The sequence below is a fragment of the Thalassorhabdus alkalitolerans genome (genome assembly GCF_042656525.1).
Taxonomy (GTDB): domain Bacteria; phylum Bacillota; class Bacilli; order Bacillales; family Marinococcaceae; genus Thalassorhabdus; species Thalassorhabdus alkalitolerans.
This window is the reverse complement of record NZ_JBHSOZ010000002.1, coordinates 53763-69716: the sequence shown is the minus strand read 5'-3', so window position 1 is coordinate 69716 and position 15954 is coordinate 53763. Positions and strand designations below refer to the sequence as shown.

Genomic DNA, 15954 nt, shown 5'->3' with positions numbered 1-15954 from the left:
TAAAGGAGGAGAGGCGAGAGGCATCTAAAGGGCAAGCTGCAGGCATGGTTGGTTTCACCTTATATCATAGGCTGATAAATTTTACTTAGAAGAGGTGTAGAAGAGAGATGAAGAAATTATCCTTATTTTTGTTAACCGCTTTGCTATTGCTTGTATTAGCAGCGTGCGGAACTGACGGAGAATCTGAGGAAGCATCGGGAGCTGTGGACGAAGGAGAAGCAGAGGAAGAGGCAGCAGAAGAAAATGAAAAAGCAGAAGCAGAGGAAGCTTCTGAAATCACTGTAACCCATGAGCTCGGTGAAACTGTTGTGCCAAAGAACCCTGAATCAGTTGTTGTCTTTGACTTTGGTGTGCTTGATACGTTGGACACGTTAGGTGTGGAAGGCATTACTGGGATCCCTCAAGGGGGCAAGGTTCCTGAGTACCTTTCTGAGTATGCTGGAGAAGAGTATGAAAACGTAGGGACACTAGTAGAAGCAGATTTTGAAACTGTTCATGCCCTTGATCCGGAGCTTATCATTATTTCCGGCCGTCAATCAGACAATTATGATGAATTTTCTTCTATTGCTCCAACTATCTATTCAGGTGTAGATACTGGCAGGTATGTAGAATCGTTCGAAGAAAATGTTGAAGTACTGGCTGAAATCTTTGAAAAAGAAGCAGAAGCAGAGGAAGCTTTGGCTGAAGTCCATCAATCTATTGAGGCGTTGAATGAAGATGCAACAGCTGATGACGGGAAATCACTTGTGGTACTGGCCAATGAAGGAAGCGTAAGTGCATACGGACCATCCTCTCGTTATGGAATGATTCACGATAACTTTGGATTTGAGCCAGTAGATGAAAATATCGAATCATCCACTCATGGACAAAGTATTTCTTATGAGTATATTTCAGAAAACAACCCAGATTATATGTTTGTGATTGATAGAGGAGCAGCTGTTGGTGATGGAGATGAATCATCTCTAACAAATGTCATTGAAAATGAGCTTGTTCAAACAACAGAAGCATACAAAAATGATAAAATCCTTTATTTAGATCCAGAATTCTGGTATCTTTCCGGCGGCGGTCTTACATCTGTTCAGGAAATGGTAAATGAAGCAGCACAAATGCTAGAATAAAGGAAAAGGTCGGCCCAATGAAAATTGAGCCGGCTTTTTTTCTTTCAGGGGGTTTTCATGGGTGCCTGGCACCCTGAGGCTGTTGTAACAAAAGAATCAGTGAAATACTGGAGAATCAGGTAGTGCAGCGGTTTGAAATATTACAGTAGCAAAGGGTGCCAGGCACCGTAGATGAAAATTCGTGATAAAGACATAGGAAGCGGGGAAAGTTAGTGCTAAAATAAAGAGCAGCGTATTTTTGCATGAGTGATGTTACACTCAATCACTCAACTATGAAAGTAGTTTTACAGAAGGAGAATGTACAGTGTTAAATTGGCGGAATATCGTGCCCGGTGTACTAATGGGCATAAGTGACTTGATCCCGGGAGTAAGCGGGGGTACGATCGCTTTGCTCGTGGGAGTCTATTATCGTTTAATAGCCGCAATAGACGGGATATTTTCCAGGGAGTGGAAGAAGCATCTCATGTTTTTAATTCCTTTAGGAACAGGTGTGGTGCTTGCATTGCTTTCTATGAGCCGACTCATTGAATGGCTCCTGGCTGATTACCCTCAGCCAACGTTTTTCTTTTTTCTTGGGTTGATTATAGGGATCATTCCTTTTCTTTTAAAAGAAGTTGATTATAAAAAGACCTTTAAAGGAAAACACATAGCTCTCCTGCTTGCAGCTGCAGCCATTGTGGCTTCCACAGCCTTCATAAGGGATGAAGAAATGTCTGCGGTGATGTCTAATTTAACTGCAATGGACTATCTTCTGTTATTTTTCGGAGGATGGGCAGCAAGCAGTGCAATGATCTTGCCTGGAGTCAGTGGTTCTTTTGTCTTTTTATTAATAGGAATTTACCCGACTGTTCTTAACGCCATTTCTACGATTAACATCCCTGTCATTATTGTCGTAGGGGCAGGAATTGCTCTTGGTTTAATCATTACAAGCAAAATTATAAAGAAACTGATCAGAAATTATAAGATAGGAACATATGCAGTAATGACCGGTCTGGTCACTGGCTCTATATTCGTTGTCTTTCCTGGAATAGAAGGAAGTATGTTTCTTTTCCTCATAAGTCTTGTAACCTTTATCGCTGGTTTATTTTGTTCTCTTAAGCTCAGTTCTCTCGGAGAAAAAGCAAAAGCTTCTCAGTTAAAGGTGACACGAGCTTCATAAATTTAAAAAGGAAAATTTTAAAGAATACTCTAACTTTTAAAGGAAAGTATGGTATTTTTATAGTAAGGCATAAAAAAACAGAATACACAGAAACCACTAGGGGTGCTTTGAAAAAGCTGAGAATGACCGTATGGTCTAAACCCTATCACCTGAACTAGGTAATACTAGCGGAGGGAAGTGGCGTTAAGACAAGCCTGATAGTACAGGTATACTCCCTGTACCTGGCAGTCTTTGTATATATTACTTCGTATATGCGGCCACTCTTTTCCTAGAGTGGTTTTTTTAATGGGTGAAATTACTAATGTCCAGTCAAGACCAGACCAGACCAGACCAGACCAGACCTTTTCATGAGAGAGGAAGGAGTGAAGATGTTGCACGAAACAATTACGCAAATTTTAGAGCAGGTAGACAGGAGAAAAGAAGAATTAATTGAACAGGTAGGTGACCTTATACGTTTCCAAACCCCCAGTCCGCCTGCCCGCAACACAAAAGAGGCACAGCACTACATAGCATCAAAGTTAAACAGCCTGGGGTTTGAGGTTGACATGTGGGATGTGTTTCCTGACGACCCGAACGTAGTAGGGACATTAAAAGGAACCCATTCTGGTAAAGCCAACAGTTTAATTATTAATGGTCATATGGATGTGGCGGAAGTCGGGGAAGATCTAACTCAATGGAAACATGACCCTTTTACTCCTGTTGTAGAAGACGGGCGGTTATACGGGAGAGGGACAGCAGATATGAAAGGCGGAATGGGAGGAGCTCTTTTTGCCGTACAACTTCTTCGCGAGCAGGGAATCAGCTTGCCTGGCGACCTGATTTTTCAATCGGTAATTGGTGAGGAAGTAGGGGAAGCAGGTACCCTTGAATGCTGTGAACGGGGGTATAAGGCTGATTTGGCAGTAGTTGTGGATACAAGTGATCTTCACATTCAAGGGCAGGGAGGAGTGATTACCGGCTGGGTTACAATAAAGAGCCCCCAAACCTATCACGATGCTACTCGCCGGAATATGATTCACGCAGGGGGCGGTCTATACGCAGCTAGTGCCATTGAAAAAATGACGAAAATCATTCAGGGCTTGCAGGAGCTTGAACGGCACTGGGCTGTAACAAAATCCTATCCTGGTTTCCCCCCTGGTATGACTACCATTAACCCCTCTGTGATTGAAGGGGGAAGACATGCCGCCTTTGTGGCTGATGAGTGCCGATTATGGATTACGGTTCATTTTTACCCGGATGAGAATCATGAACAGGTTGCTAAAGAAGTAGAAGAGCATTTATTAAAAGTGGCCGAATCTGATCCTTGGCTGAGGGAGCATCCGCCGCTTTTTCGCTGGGGTGGCAAGTCGATGATTGAGGACCGGGGGGAAATCTTCCCTTCACTGGATATTGACCCTGAATCCAAAGAAGTGGCTGCGGTGAAACAGGCTCATCAGCGAATCTTTCAGACCATCCCTGAAACAGGGATGTCGCCTACCGTAACTGATGGGGGCTGGCTTGGGGATGCGGGCATTCCGACTGTTATTTATGGTCCTGGTGACTTATATAACGCCCATGCAGTTAATGAATCTGTTGAGATCGAACAGATAGTTCAATTTACAAAGGTCATGATTACTCTGATATACGAGTGGTGTCATAAAGAAAAATAGAAAGGATGAATGCAAATGAAATTTAGTGAACGCTTATACGAAAAGGTCCAGCCAATTTGGAAAAAGAATCATGAACACCCTTTTGTGCAAGGAATGGGAAACGGATCACTTGATAAGGAAAAGTTCCGCTACTATATGATCCAGGATTATTTATATTTAATAGATTACTCTAAACTCTTTGCAATCGGCACCGTAAAAGCTAACGATCTAAAAACGATGGGGAAATTTGCTGAACTTCTTGATTCAACGCTGAATACTGAAATGAGTCTTCACCGTCAATATGCAAAGAAGTTCGATATTTCTGAAGAAGAGCTGGAAAACGCAGAGCCTGCTGCAATGACACTTTCTTATTCTCATTACATGCTTCATGTCGGTCAGAACGAAGGGCTGGCAGAGTTAGTGGCCGCCCTGCTTCCATGCATGTGGAGCTATGCGGAGATTGGAAAAGAATTAAGCAAAATACCGGGAGCCGCTGAGCATGAATTTTACGGTGACTGGATCAGCATGTATGCGGACGATGAATTTCAGGAATTAGCAAAGTGGACCATTGATCTTCTTGACGATTTAACAGAAGGAAAACCTGAACATGAGTTAGCTCGGATTGAGGATATTTTCTTAAATACAACCCGATTTGAATTTATGTTCTGGGACATGGCCTACAACCAGGAGATGTGGCCGGCAGATGAGTAGTAAAGCCGCAAGGGATCATCTTTCTTTTTCCAATGTATCCTTTTCTTACAAAGGAAGACCTCCATCTTCTTTGTCTATCTTTGAAAACATCACGGTCAGCGTCAAAGAAAAGGAATTTGTAAGCATACTCGGTCCAAGCGGCTCTGGAAAATCTACTTTTTTCCGTCTGGCAACAGGACTGGAACAGCCTGATACCGGAAGCATCTCTATTTCTCAAAAAGAAGAAAAAAACAGGCTGGGAAAAGTAGGATACATGCCGCAGCAGGATCTCCTGCTGCCCTGGAGGACGGTTTTGGAAAATGGTGTGCTGCCTATGGAGCTGCAAGGAGTATCTAGAAAAGAAGCAAAGAAACAGGTGCTCTCTCACATGAAGGAATTTGGCCTTGAAGGAAAAGAAAATGTGTATCCTCAGCAGCTCTCCGGCGGAATGAGGCAGAGAGTCTCCTTTTTACGGGCCATCCTTGGAGGAGCTGATATTCTTCTATTAGATGAGCCTTTCAGCGCACTCGATTCTATGACTCGTTTTATGATGCAGGAGTGGCTCTTACTGCAGTGGCAAAAGTGGGAAAAGACCATTATATTTATCACTCATGATGTGGAAGAAGCAATCTTTTTATCTGATCGAATTCTTATGCTCACTCCTCCGCCAATACAAACAGAATTTGAGACTATTGATGTCACTCTTCCCAGACCAAGAACAGAAGAAAGCAGAAGCAGCCCTGTTTTTATGGAGCTTAAACAGAGACTTCTGCAAAAGATGAGGGCAAGGATAGAGCTATGATTTCCGCCAGGTTAAAAAGCTGGGTGTCGTATGGAGGAGCCGGGATACTAGCATTGCTTTTCATTATGGGCTGGGAAATAGGCGCAAGGATTTACGATAAACCCTATATCCTCCCTGCGCCTTCTGGTATTTTAAGCAGACTTTGGGAATTAAGAGATGTGTTATTTACTGTGCACCTGTGGGCCACATTGCAAATTATCCTGATAGGACTTTGCATTTCAGTTGTATTTGGAACGGGCCTGGCTGTCCTTATGTCCAGGAGCCGGTTGGCCGAAAGGACTTTTTATCCAATCGTTATAGCCTCTCAAACGATTCCGATTATAGCTCTGGCTCCAATTTTTGTCCTCTGGTTTGGATATGACATATGGAGCAAAGTTGCTGTTACGGTACTGATAACATTCTTTCCTATTACCGTCAGTTCATTTGACGGATTGCGATCGACAAGCAGGGAAATTGAAGACTTATTGAAAACGATGGGAGCTTCATCCAGACAGATTTTTTTCAAAGTCCAGGTGCCTTCCGCCCTTCCTTACTTTTTTTCAGGAATGAAGGTGGCCGTTACGTTAAGCGTAATCGGTGCAGCTATTGGAGAGTGGCTGGGAGCGAGCGCGGGACTTGGATATTTCAGCCGCAGAATGATGACACAAATGGACGGAGCCGGTGTATTTGCCCCGATTGTGCTGTTATCTGTCCTCGGGATTCTATTATTTCTGAGCATTAAACTAATAGAAGCAGCCACAACAAAATGGAGGAATGTAAAATGACAAAAAGAAAACTGCTCACCAGGTCACTGGCCGGAGCTTCAGCTCTTTCTCTCTTTCTGATGGCTGGGTGTAATGGACAGGGAGAAGAAGACACTGAGAGTCCGGAAGAAGTGACAAACAATGGAGAGGAAGAGGAACGGCAGGCAGGAGAAGAATCAAATGAGCTGGAGCAAATAGAGGTTATGCTCGACTGGTATCCTAACGCAGTGCACAGTTACTTATATGCAGCTCAGGAACAGGGATATTTTGCAGAGGAAGGTGTAGAGGTGGATCTCATTTTTCCAGCCAATCCTACAGACCCTCTGAATTTAGCTGCTACAGGGGAAGTAACTCTTGGCATTACATACCAGCCTGATGTGATTACAGCAAGGAACGAAGGAATCCCCGTGATTTCTGTTGCAGCTATTGTCCGTTCTCCTCTCAACCATATCGTCTACCTGGAGGACTCGGGAATAGAGTCACCAAGTGATTTAGAAGGAAGGCAGGTAGGATATCCTGGTATACCGGTAAATGAACCTCTTATTGAAACGATGGTTACAGAGGACGGGGGAAACATTGAAGAAGTAGAGCTGATTGATGTCGGGTTTGAACTTGGTTCTTCCATTGTGACAGAACGGGCTGATGCAGTTATCGGGGCCTACATCAACCATGAAGTCCCTGTACTGGAGCATCAGGGACACGAAGTTGGCTATTTTGATCCAGTAGATTACGGAGTGCCGGCATTTTACGAGCTGGTGATGGTTACAAATGAAGATAACTTTGAAGAAAATGAAGACGTCATTCACCGTTTTTGGGAAGCTGCCAGCCGGGGTTATGAATACATGAAAGAGAATCCCGATGAAAGCCTGGATATTCTTTTTGGGCATGAAGACCAGGAAAACTTTCCTCTTGTCCGCGAAGTAGAGGAAGAAAGTCTGGACATTTTGCTTTCTCTTATGGAGGAGGAAGGAGAACCTTTTGGCAGCCAGTCCGAAGAATCCTGGGAGGAAACCATTGAATGGCTGGCTGAAACTGGTTATATTGATGAACAGCCTTCCACTGAAGATATCTTTGTAAATATCGCAGAAGAAGAATAGATATAAATAGAGCGTGTCCTCAGAAGTAGATTTGGGGATACGCTTTTTTTTATGTTGCTTTTTATTTGCATGTGAGCTTTCCTCACATTATTATTCACATATGAATAATCTATTCAAAAATGAATGAAGTATACTAAGTGTAATGATAAGAACTTTTTGAGAACTAAGTAGTTATAGCCTATTCAAATATGAATACTAAAGGTGGTTTACATGAAAAAAGGATCACGGTTAGAAGAAAATGAAGCTATACTGCAATCATTGCTCGATGACTTTCTAGTGACTGATGCAAAAGGGCTCATTCTTAGAGTGAGTCATGCGATGAAACAGCTTTACGGCCTTGAAGAGAAAGATATCATTGGAGAGTCAGTCTATGAATTAGAAAAACAAGGAGTCTTTACCCCAATTGTGACTCCTTTAGTGAAAGAAAAAAAAGAGCGTGTAACGATTATTCAAACAGCTAAGGAAAATAAGAAGTTTCTTGTCACTGGTGTGCCGGTCTTTGATGAAAAAGGAAGGCTTTGGAGAATTGCGACCTATTCTCATGATGTAACAGAGCTGGCTAACATGAAGGATTATTTAGGAGAAATGGAAGATGAAATGGAAAGAGTGAAAAATGAAATACAAATTCTCAGAAATCGTTATTTCCAGGAACACGGCTTTATTGCTCACTCACCTGAAATGAAAAGCTGCCTTGATGTGGCTCATCAAGTAGCTTCCGTAGATGTTAACGTTCTCCTGCTAGGCGAATCGGGAGTAGGGAAGACCCAGCTGGCAAAAATGATTCATCAAGAAAGCCCTCGAAGAAAAGAGCCATTTATTGAAGTGAACTGCGGCGCCATACCTGATTCATTGTTTGAAGCAGAATTTTTTGGGTATGAAGCTGGAGCTTTTACCGGTTCAAGCCAAAAAGGAAAAATAGGCTTTGCAGAACTGGCGGAAGGGGGGACTTTGTTTTTAGATGAAATCGGGGAACTCTCCCTTGCTCATCAAGTAAAGGTATTAAAGTTTATCCAGGAAAAAACATTTTACAGGGTGGGAGGAAATAAACAGAGAAAGGTCAATTTCCGCCTTATCTCAGCTACCAACCGTCCTTTGGAAGAGCTGGTAGAAGAGAAGAAGTTCCGAGAGGACCTTTACTTTCGCTTAAATGTGGTTCCTATTACGATCCCTCCACTGCGGGAACGTGCATCCGATATTATTCCTCTCATACATTACCTGGTAGATTCGTTCGGGAAGAAATACGGAGGGAAAAAAGAGCTGGAACCCCAAGTTATGCAAGAGCTTTGCAATAAAGAGTGGAAAGGGAATGTGCGGGAGCTTATGAATGTTTTAGAAAGGTTAATCGTAACTTCCTCTTCCAATAAAATTACGAAAGAGCATCTTCAGAGCATGAATAAAAAGCAAAAAGGCCCTGCAGTGTTTCAGGAAAACAGCAAATCGTTGACAGAGCTGATAGAAGACTATGAAAAAACAATATTACAAGAGGCATACATCAAACATAAGACGACCGTAAAAATAGCTGAAAAACTTGGGACAAGTCAGCCTACAGTAGCCAGAAAACTGAAAAAATATAAAATAAACTGAAGTTTGGCACGAAAATTGCATTAGTATACAAGCAAAGAATTCTAAGAGGTGATTTTTGTGCAAGCATTAGAAAAAGAACAAGTGCCAGAGGGGGCAGAGAGGGACAAGAAAGAATGGTGGACGCCGGCAAACAAAGCGAAATCCTTACTTGTCTCTATCATAAGCCTTATGCTGTTTCTCATTCCGGTTCCCTATAATGGCCAGTGGACGATAGGAATTGGAATTTTAGCGGAAGCTCTTCAGAATTATTTTGCTTCGGCACTGCCGTTGTTTATGACTGGTGTTTTAGTTCTGTCTGTTATTTTAACGACAGCTGCCAAGGTTTCCAAGCCAGCCTGGATGGCGGATTCATCCTTTTTTACAGCACTTTTTGACGTAGGGGCATTCTGGTTTTCAATGAGGATTCTTGGCGCCATGTTTGCTATCCTCACTCTGCTTCAGGTTGGGCCGGAATTTATATGGTCGCCAGTTTCCGGCGGCACTGTGTTGTATGATCTGGTCCCTGTTTTAACAACATGGTTTTTGATCGCCGGGTTTTTTATGCCCCTTCTTTTGCAGTTTGGGTTAATGGAGTTTATTGGAACGATGGTTCGGAAGCTGATGAGACCTTTATTTAAACTTCCGGGACGTTCTTCCATTGATGCCATGGCCTCATGGATGGGAAGTGGAACGGTAGGGGTGCTTATTACGACTCAGCAATATGAACAAGGGTATTACACGAAGCGGGAAGCGTCTGTCATAGCTACAAATTTTTCAGTCGCATCCATTGCTTTCAGCCTAGTTGTTATCAGTTTTATCGGTATGCAGCATATGTTTATTCAATTTTACATTACTGTTTTAGTTGCAGGGCTTGTTGCCGCCGTTATATGTCCTCGAATTCCGCCATTATCGAGGAAAGAAGAAACCTATTATGGTCCTGTGGGGAAGCAGATTTCTGAAGAGGTTCCTTCAGACCGGTCGCGCCTGCAATGGGCAGCGGAAAAAGCAGTTCATAAGGCGTCGGAAGTAAAGAGTGCAGGAAGTCTTGTTAAAAACGGGGTGAAAAATGTCCTCGATATTTGGCTGGGACTGATTCCCCTTGTCATGGCTCTAGGCACGATTGCTTTGATGATTGCAGAGTTCACCCCGTTGTTTCAGTACCTTTCTTATCCATTGGTGCCTGTACTGGAGCTGATGGCTATTCCTGAAGCTGCACAAGCTGCCCCCGCTATGATTGTTGGGTTTGCTGACATGTTCTTGCCTGCAGTAATAGGAAGCGGAATTGAAAGTGAACTGACCCGTTTTGTTATCGCTGCATTATCAATGACACAGCTCGTTTATATGTCTGAAGTCGGAATACTTCTGCTTCGTTCAAAAATTCCTTTAAATCTATGGGATCTTATCATTGTATTCTTGCAAAGAACAATTATCACGCTCCCCATTATCGTGGCGATGGCACATATCCTATTCTTTTAGTATTTCTTATGGCGGACAGCAGGGGATTAAAGCGCTGTCTGCCATATCTTAAAAAAGTACTGCGCCTAAAAAAGTTGGCACAGAATTTGCATATATTTTAAGCATCACAGATATCTAATACATACAACAAAGAAGGAGAGATACTATGTACCAGCCAAAAGATTCATCGAGATCCCCTAGATTTACGGGAGTACGTACATTTATGAGATTAGAAGAGGTGCGCACAACAGATAATATTGATTTTGCCGTTCTTGGTGTTCCTTTTGATACGGCGGTATCCAACCGGGTCGGAGCACGTTACGGCCCTCAGCATATCCGGAATTTTTCTGTGCTTCTTCGTCCTTATAATCCTGATCAAAAGATTAATATATTTGAGTACTGTTCAGGGGTGGATTATGGAGACATTGATATTGTTCCAGGGAACATCCACCGTTCTTACGACAATATGGTTGAAGGGTTAACTCCTCTTCTTGAAAAAGGAGTAGTCCCCATTATTCTTGGAGGGGATCACTCCATCTCTTTAGGGAACCTGCGTGCGATGGCTAAAGTATACGGACCGGTGTCCCTCGTTCATTTTGATTCCCACAGCGACACGTGGGATAACTATTTTGGCGAAAAATACATGCATGGAACTCCGTTCCGCCGGGCGGTGGAAGAAGGATTGATTGATACAGCCCATTCCATTCAGGTTGGAATGAGAGGTCCTCTTTATACGCCGGAAGACTTAACAGACCCTGAAGACCTGGGCTTTGAAGTGATTCCTATGAGCGAGGTCCACAAGATCGGTTATCAGGAGGTATTGAAACGAATCCGCAAGCGTGTAGGGGACAGTGGACGTCCGGTTTTCGTTTCCTATGATATTGATTTTGTCGATCCTGCTTTTGCTCCTGGTACCGGTACACCGGAAGTGGCAGGTCCGAACAGCTTTGAAGCGTTGGAGTATGTAAGGGGTTTGAAAGGGCTGAACATTAAAGGATTTGACCTGGTTGAGGTGCTTCCGGCTTATGATCAGGGGGAGATAACAGCAGCGCTTGCATCATCCGTGGCTTACGAAATGATCAGCCTGGTCGCCTTGAAGAAACAAGCGGAAAAAGAAAATTCGGTTTCAGAGAGTGCAAAATAAATAGAAATAATCAAGAGGTATCGTCGTATTTAGAGAGAGGAAGTGTTTAGTATATGAACCGTACAGCAGCCAATGCCAACGTAAAAACAAGTCTGCCAGGAGAAAAAGCTCTATCCATACTGGAGCGTAGGAAGCAAATTATTCCTGATGGAGTATCTTACGGGATTCCTACCTTTGCTCATAAAGCAGCAGGAGCTTTGGTGGAGGATGTGGACGGCAACACATTTATAGACTTTGCCGGGGCGATTGGAACCATCAATGTCGGCCACAGCCATCCAAAAGTAGTGGAAGCCATTAACAAGCAGGCTGAGCAGTTTATTCATACGGGCTTTAACGTCATGATGTATGAGTCGTATATTACTCTGGCTGAGAAGCTTGCTGCGCTGGCACCCGGAGAGCACGAAAAAAAGGTCATGTTTTTAAACAGCGGGGCAGAAGCGGTTGAAAATGCGGTGAAAATCGCAAGAAAGTACAGCAAAAAGCCTGCTGTTGTGACCTTTTCCAGAGGATTCCATGGCAGAACATTGATGACTATGAGTATGACAGGGAAAGTGAAGCCTTATAAGTATGAATTTGGACCCTTTGCTCCTGAAGTGTACCGCGCTCCGTATCCGTATCACTACCGCAAGCCCGAGGAAATTTCTGATGAAGCCTATGAAGAGTATATGGTCAAAGAGTTTATCAACGTCATCGAAGGAGAGATTTCACCGGATCAGGTAGCCGCAGTTGTAATGGAGCCTGTTCAAGGGGAAGGAGGTTTCATTGTTCCAGGAAAACACTTTGTCAAAGGAGTGTTTGACTACTGCAAAAAGCAGGATATATTATTTGTTTCTGATGAAATTCAAGCAGGGTTTGCAAGAACGGGAGATTACTTTGGCATTAACCATTTCGATGTAGCTCCGGATCTTCTCACTATCTCAAAATCAATGGGAGCGGGAGTTCCGATCAGTGGTGTGATCGGACGAAAAGAAGTAATGGATGCAGCCGGGCCTGGAGAACTTGGAGGAACATACAGCGGAAGTCCGTTAGGGTGCCAGGCAGCCCTTGCTGTGCTCGATATTATAGAAGAAGAGAACCTGAACGAGCGGGCGAAAAGGATTGGAGAGCGGACGATCGAATTCTTTTCTGCTTTGAAAGAAGAATACGAGTGTGTTGGCGATGTGCGTGGTCTTGGAGCGATGTGTGCGATGGAGCTTGTAAAAGATAAAATGTCTAAAACTCCAGACAAAGAACTGACAGCTAAGGTGATATCCGAAGCGCAAAAACAAGGCCTTCTTTTATTAAGCGCAGGTGCTTATGGAAATGTCATCCGAGTGCTAATGCCTCTTGTGATTACGGACGAACAATTTGAAGAAGGTTTGGAAATCATTAAAGAGTCCCTCAAACGAGCACTGGAAAGCGAGTAAGAAAGGAAGACGAATAATGGCAGAAAAAATGTATATTAACGGAAAATGGATAACAGGAGATACACAGGATTATATTACAGTCTATAACCCGGCAGACCAGCAGGAAATCGCCTCCGTTCCCTCCGGTGGAAAAAAAGAAGCCGAGGAGGCTGCAGAATCAGCTTATAAAGCATTTAAGACATGGTCAAAAACCACAGCAGGAGAGCGGTCTCTTCTACTGACAAAGTGGTTTGAGCTGATTGAAAAGCATAAAGAAGACCTGGCAGTCTGCATGACGAAAGAGCAGGGGAAGCCTTATCAGGAAGCTCTAGGAGAAGTGGGATATGCCAATTCTTTTATCCAGTGGTATGCAGAAGAAGGAAAAAGAGTGTATGGGGATATCATTCCAGCCTCTGCTCCTAACAAACGAATTTTTGTTCAAAAACAACCTGTAGGGGTGGCAGCTATTATTACACCCTGGAACTTTCCAGCTGCAATGATTACGAGAAAGGCCGCGCCGGCTCTTGCGGCAGGGTGTACGGTTGTGATCAAGCCTGCTGAAGAAACGCCTCTGACGGCTTTAAAGCTTGTAGAGCTTGCTGAAGAAGCCGGATTTCCACCAGGTGTGATTAACCTCGTAACTGGTAACCCGAAAGAAATAGGCGAGCAGTGGCTGAGTGACAAACGAGTAAGAAAAGTTAGCTTTACTGGTTCCACGGAAGTCGGGAAGCTGTTAATGCGTGGGGCAGCTGATACGGTCAAAAAGCTTTCATTGGAGCTTGGCGGACAAGCCCCTTTAATCGTTATGGGGAAGGCTGATGTAGACACAGCCGTACAGGAAACAGTAAAGTCCAAATTCAGAAATGCAGGACAGACATGCGTGTGCTCAAACAGAATTTATGTGCATCGCTCTGTCGCGGGGGAATTTACTGAGAAGCTTAAGCTTGCTGTAGAGCAGTTAAAAGTAGGACCAGGATTAGAGGAAGGTGTTCACATTGGTCCCCTTATTAATCAGCAGGCACTAGAAAAAGTACAACGGCATGTAGAAGAAGCAAAAAATAGTGGAGCTGAAATTGTGACAGGCGGGGTATCGCTTTCTGAGCAATCAGGCTATTATTTTGCCCCTACGATTATTAAAGGTGCGACGGGGGATATGCTTTGCATGAATGAAGAAACATTTGGGCCGGTCGCACCAATTTCCATTTTTGATACAGAGGAGGAAGTAGTGGAGAAGGCCAATGATACTGACTTTGGCCTGGCTGCTTATTTGTTCACAGAGGATCTCTCAGAAGCGCTTCGTATCAGTGAAAACCTGGAATACGGTATTGTAGGGGTCAATGATGGTCTGCCATCGGTCCCTCAGGCGCCCTTTGGCGGCTTTAAAGAAAGCGGTCTTGGCCGTGAAGGCGGGTACTATGGAATTGAAGAATACCTTGAGATTAAGTATACCTCTTTATCTATTAAACAATAACAGGATGAGAAGCCTGGCTTGACCAGAGCCGGGCCCTTTCCTATCACTGGAAAAAGAAACTTCCAAAAGGGTATTCAATAGTAGATAGTGAGCTTTGTTTTATCAGATGTCTTCTATTTCTATATAAAAGACTGAAAAATCTAACAAATATTTCTATAAAAGGCAGGAAAAAGGAATGGGCCACAATTGGATAAACGGTGAGTGGGAACAAGGAAATGGAAAAAGGTTGGAAATTAAGAATCCAGCAACGGCAGAAATAGAAGAAACCGTGTTTGAAGCAGATGATCTTCAAGTTAAGAAAGCCGCTGAATCGGCATACCTTGCCTTCAGCAGCAATAGCTGGCGTTATAATTTTAAGTTAAGAAAAAAGGTTCTTGAGAAAGCTGCCAGTATTCTTGAGGAGAAGGCTGAAAAAGTCGCCACAATAGAATCAATTGATACTGGCAAGCCAATAAAAGAAGCGAGGGTGGACGTCGAAGACGTGGTCCATTGTCTCAGATACTATGCTGGTTTGATTCCTGACTCACTTTCCAAAACCCTGAAAATGGAGGATGGCACGGAAAGCGAGATAAAGAGTGAACCAATCGGAGTATGTGGTTTGATAGTCCCTTGGAATTTCCCTTTGCTGTTAGGAGTATGGAAGCTGGCTCCGGCATTGGCAGCTGGTAACGCAGTTGTTTTCAAGCCGTCTGAGTTGACCCCAATGAGTATGATAGAGTTCACAAAGGCGTTAATAGAAGCTGGAATACCCGATGGGATTTTTAATTTTGTGATTGGCGGCAGAGAGGTTGGACAAGCGATTGTTGAAAACCCAATGGTCAAAAAAATTTCCTTTACAGGAAGTGTGGAAACTGGAAAAAGAATTTACCAGAGATGTGCGGAGGATCTAAAAAAGGTTTCCCTTGAGTTAGGCGGAAAGTCACCGCTGATTGTTTGGAATGATGTTGACATAGAAAAAACAGCAGAATGGGCAGTGTTTGGGGCCTTGTTTAATCAAGGGGAAGTATGTGTGGCAGCTCCTCGTCTCCTCCTTCATCAGGATATATATGATCCTTTTAAAAAAGTTCTCCTTGAAAAAATCAGCCAGGTAAACATTGGAGACCCGCTGAAAGAAGGCACAGAATTCGGCCCGCTGATTAGTGAGTCGCATGTAAAAAAGGTCACTGCCTATATAGAAAAAGGGCTAGAAGGGGGAGCTTCCTTACTATACGGCGGAAAAGTATTAGCTGAAAAGAAAGGGTACTTCATAGAGCCTGCTGTATTTGAAGAGGTAGATCAATCAATGGAAATTGTACAGGAAGAAATATTTGGGCCTGTCATTACTCTTCAATCCTTTGAAACAAAAGAAGAGGCAGTAGAGTTGGCTAATGGCACAAATTATGGACTGGCGGCAGGAATCTTCACAGAAAGTTCCGAGCGTGGGAGGTGGATTGCAGAGAGACTGGAAGCGGGGATTATTTGGATTAACAGCTATCACACTCCGTATGTGGATGCTCCCTGGGGAGGAGTGAAGCAAAGCGGGATTGGACGGGAACTAGGTCCGGAAGGGTTGATAAGCTTTACTGAATACAAGCACGTTAATAAAAGTGTCAGTATTGATTCTCTTGGGTGGTATCAATTTAAAAGATAAATACAGAAAAAGGTTGAATCCAAAGGAGTAGTGTGTAGGAGAGGAATACTACAGACAGGATGGGATGAA

The 15954-nt window shown here is 43.5% G+C and carries 13 protein-coding genes and 1 riboswitch; all 13 genes read left to right on the top strand.

What is annotated here, in order from left to right:
• Positions 1 to 107 precede the first annotated feature (107 nt).
• The 13 genes from ACFPU1_RS00405 (at position 108) to ACFPU1_RS00345 (ending at position 15885) form a co-directional block, all read left to right on the top strand.
• Entirely contained in the window at positions 108 to 1118 is a 1011-nt protein-coding gene (locus ACFPU1_RS00405; protein WP_385937182.1) for a siderophore ABC transporter substrate-binding protein, read from the top strand.
• 340 nt (positions 1119 to 1458) lie between these two features.
• Complete coding sequence (locus ACFPU1_RS00400) at positions 1459 to 2277, top strand: DUF368 domain-containing protein (protein ID WP_385938218.1); 819 nt, start codon at positions 1459 to 1461, stop codon at positions 2275 to 2277.
• 88 nt (positions 2278 to 2365) lie between these two features.
• Positions 2366 to 2470: riboswitch (TPP riboswitch) on the top strand.
• 175 nt (positions 2471 to 2645) lie between these two features.
• Entirely contained in the window at positions 2646 to 3926 is a 1281-nt protein-coding gene (locus ACFPU1_RS00395; protein WP_385937179.1) for an acetylornithine deacetylase, read from the top strand.
• A gap of 15 nt (positions 3927 to 3941) precedes the next feature.
• On the top strand, positions 3942 to 4616 hold the full coding sequence (gene tenA / locus ACFPU1_RS00390; RefSeq protein ID WP_100400149.1) for a thiaminase II: 675 nt from the start codon (positions 3942 to 3944) through the stop codon (positions 4614 to 4616).
• Positions 4609 to 5397 carry an ABC transporter ATP-binding protein gene (locus ACFPU1_RS00385; protein ID WP_385937176.1) on the top strand — a complete coding sequence of 263 codons (789 nt, stop codon included), beginning with the start codon at positions 4609 to 4611 and terminating at the stop codon, positions 5395 to 5397. The genes tenA and ACFPU1_RS00385 overlap by 8 nt, the downstream gene beginning before the upstream one ends.
• Positions 5394 to 6161: an ABC transporter permease gene (locus ACFPU1_RS00380; protein WP_385937173.1), complete on the top strand. Its 768-nt coding sequence runs from the start codon at positions 5394 to 5396 to the stop codon at positions 6159 to 6161. Before ACFPU1_RS00385 ends, ACFPU1_RS00380 begins: the two co-directional genes overlap by 4 nt.
• The gene (locus ACFPU1_RS00375) at positions 6158 to 7237 is read left to right on the top strand and encodes an ABC transporter substrate-binding protein (RefSeq protein ID WP_385937170.1); all 1080 of its coding nucleotides are present in this window, start codon (positions 6158 to 6160) and stop codon (positions 7235 to 7237) included. Before ACFPU1_RS00380 ends, ACFPU1_RS00375 begins: the two co-directional genes overlap by 4 nt.
• A 210-nt stretch (positions 7238 to 7447) precedes the next feature.
• Positions 7448 to 8821, top strand: a complete 1374-nt coding sequence (locus tag ACFPU1_RS00370; RefSeq protein WP_385937167.1) for a sigma-54 interaction domain-containing protein — start codon at positions 7448 to 7450, stop codon at positions 8819 to 8821.
• 57 nt (positions 8822 to 8878) lie between these two features.
• Positions 8879 to 10276, top strand: coding sequence for a YjiH family protein (locus ACFPU1_RS00365; protein ID WP_385937164.1), 1398 nt, complete (start codon positions 8879 to 8881; stop codon positions 10274 to 10276).
• Positions 10277 to 10421: 145 nt separating this feature from the next.
• Entirely contained in the window at positions 10422 to 11399 is a 978-nt protein-coding gene (gene speB, locus ACFPU1_RS00360; RefSeq protein WP_385937161.1) for an agmatinase, read from the top strand.
• A 53-nt stretch (positions 11400 to 11452) separates the two neighbouring features.
• A complete protein-coding gene (gabT, locus tag ACFPU1_RS00355; RefSeq protein WP_385937158.1) occupies positions 11453 to 12805 on the top strand; it encodes a 4-aminobutyrate--2-oxoglutarate transaminase in 1353 nt (450 codons plus the stop codon).
• Between the two features lie 28 nt (positions 12806 to 12833).
• Positions 12834 to 14255 carry an NAD-dependent succinate-semialdehyde dehydrogenase gene (locus ACFPU1_RS00350; RefSeq protein ID WP_385938216.1) on the top strand — a complete coding sequence of 474 codons (1422 nt, stop codon included), beginning with the start codon at positions 12834 to 12836 and terminating at the stop codon, positions 14253 to 14255.
• A gap of 175 nt (positions 14256 to 14430) precedes the next feature.
• Positions 14431 to 15885 (top strand): aldehyde dehydrogenase family protein, encoded by a 1455-nt coding sequence (locus tag ACFPU1_RS00345; RefSeq protein WP_385937154.1) that lies wholly within the window; start codon positions 14431 to 14433, stop codon positions 15883 to 15885.
• Positions 15886 to 15954: the final 69 nt, after the last annotated feature.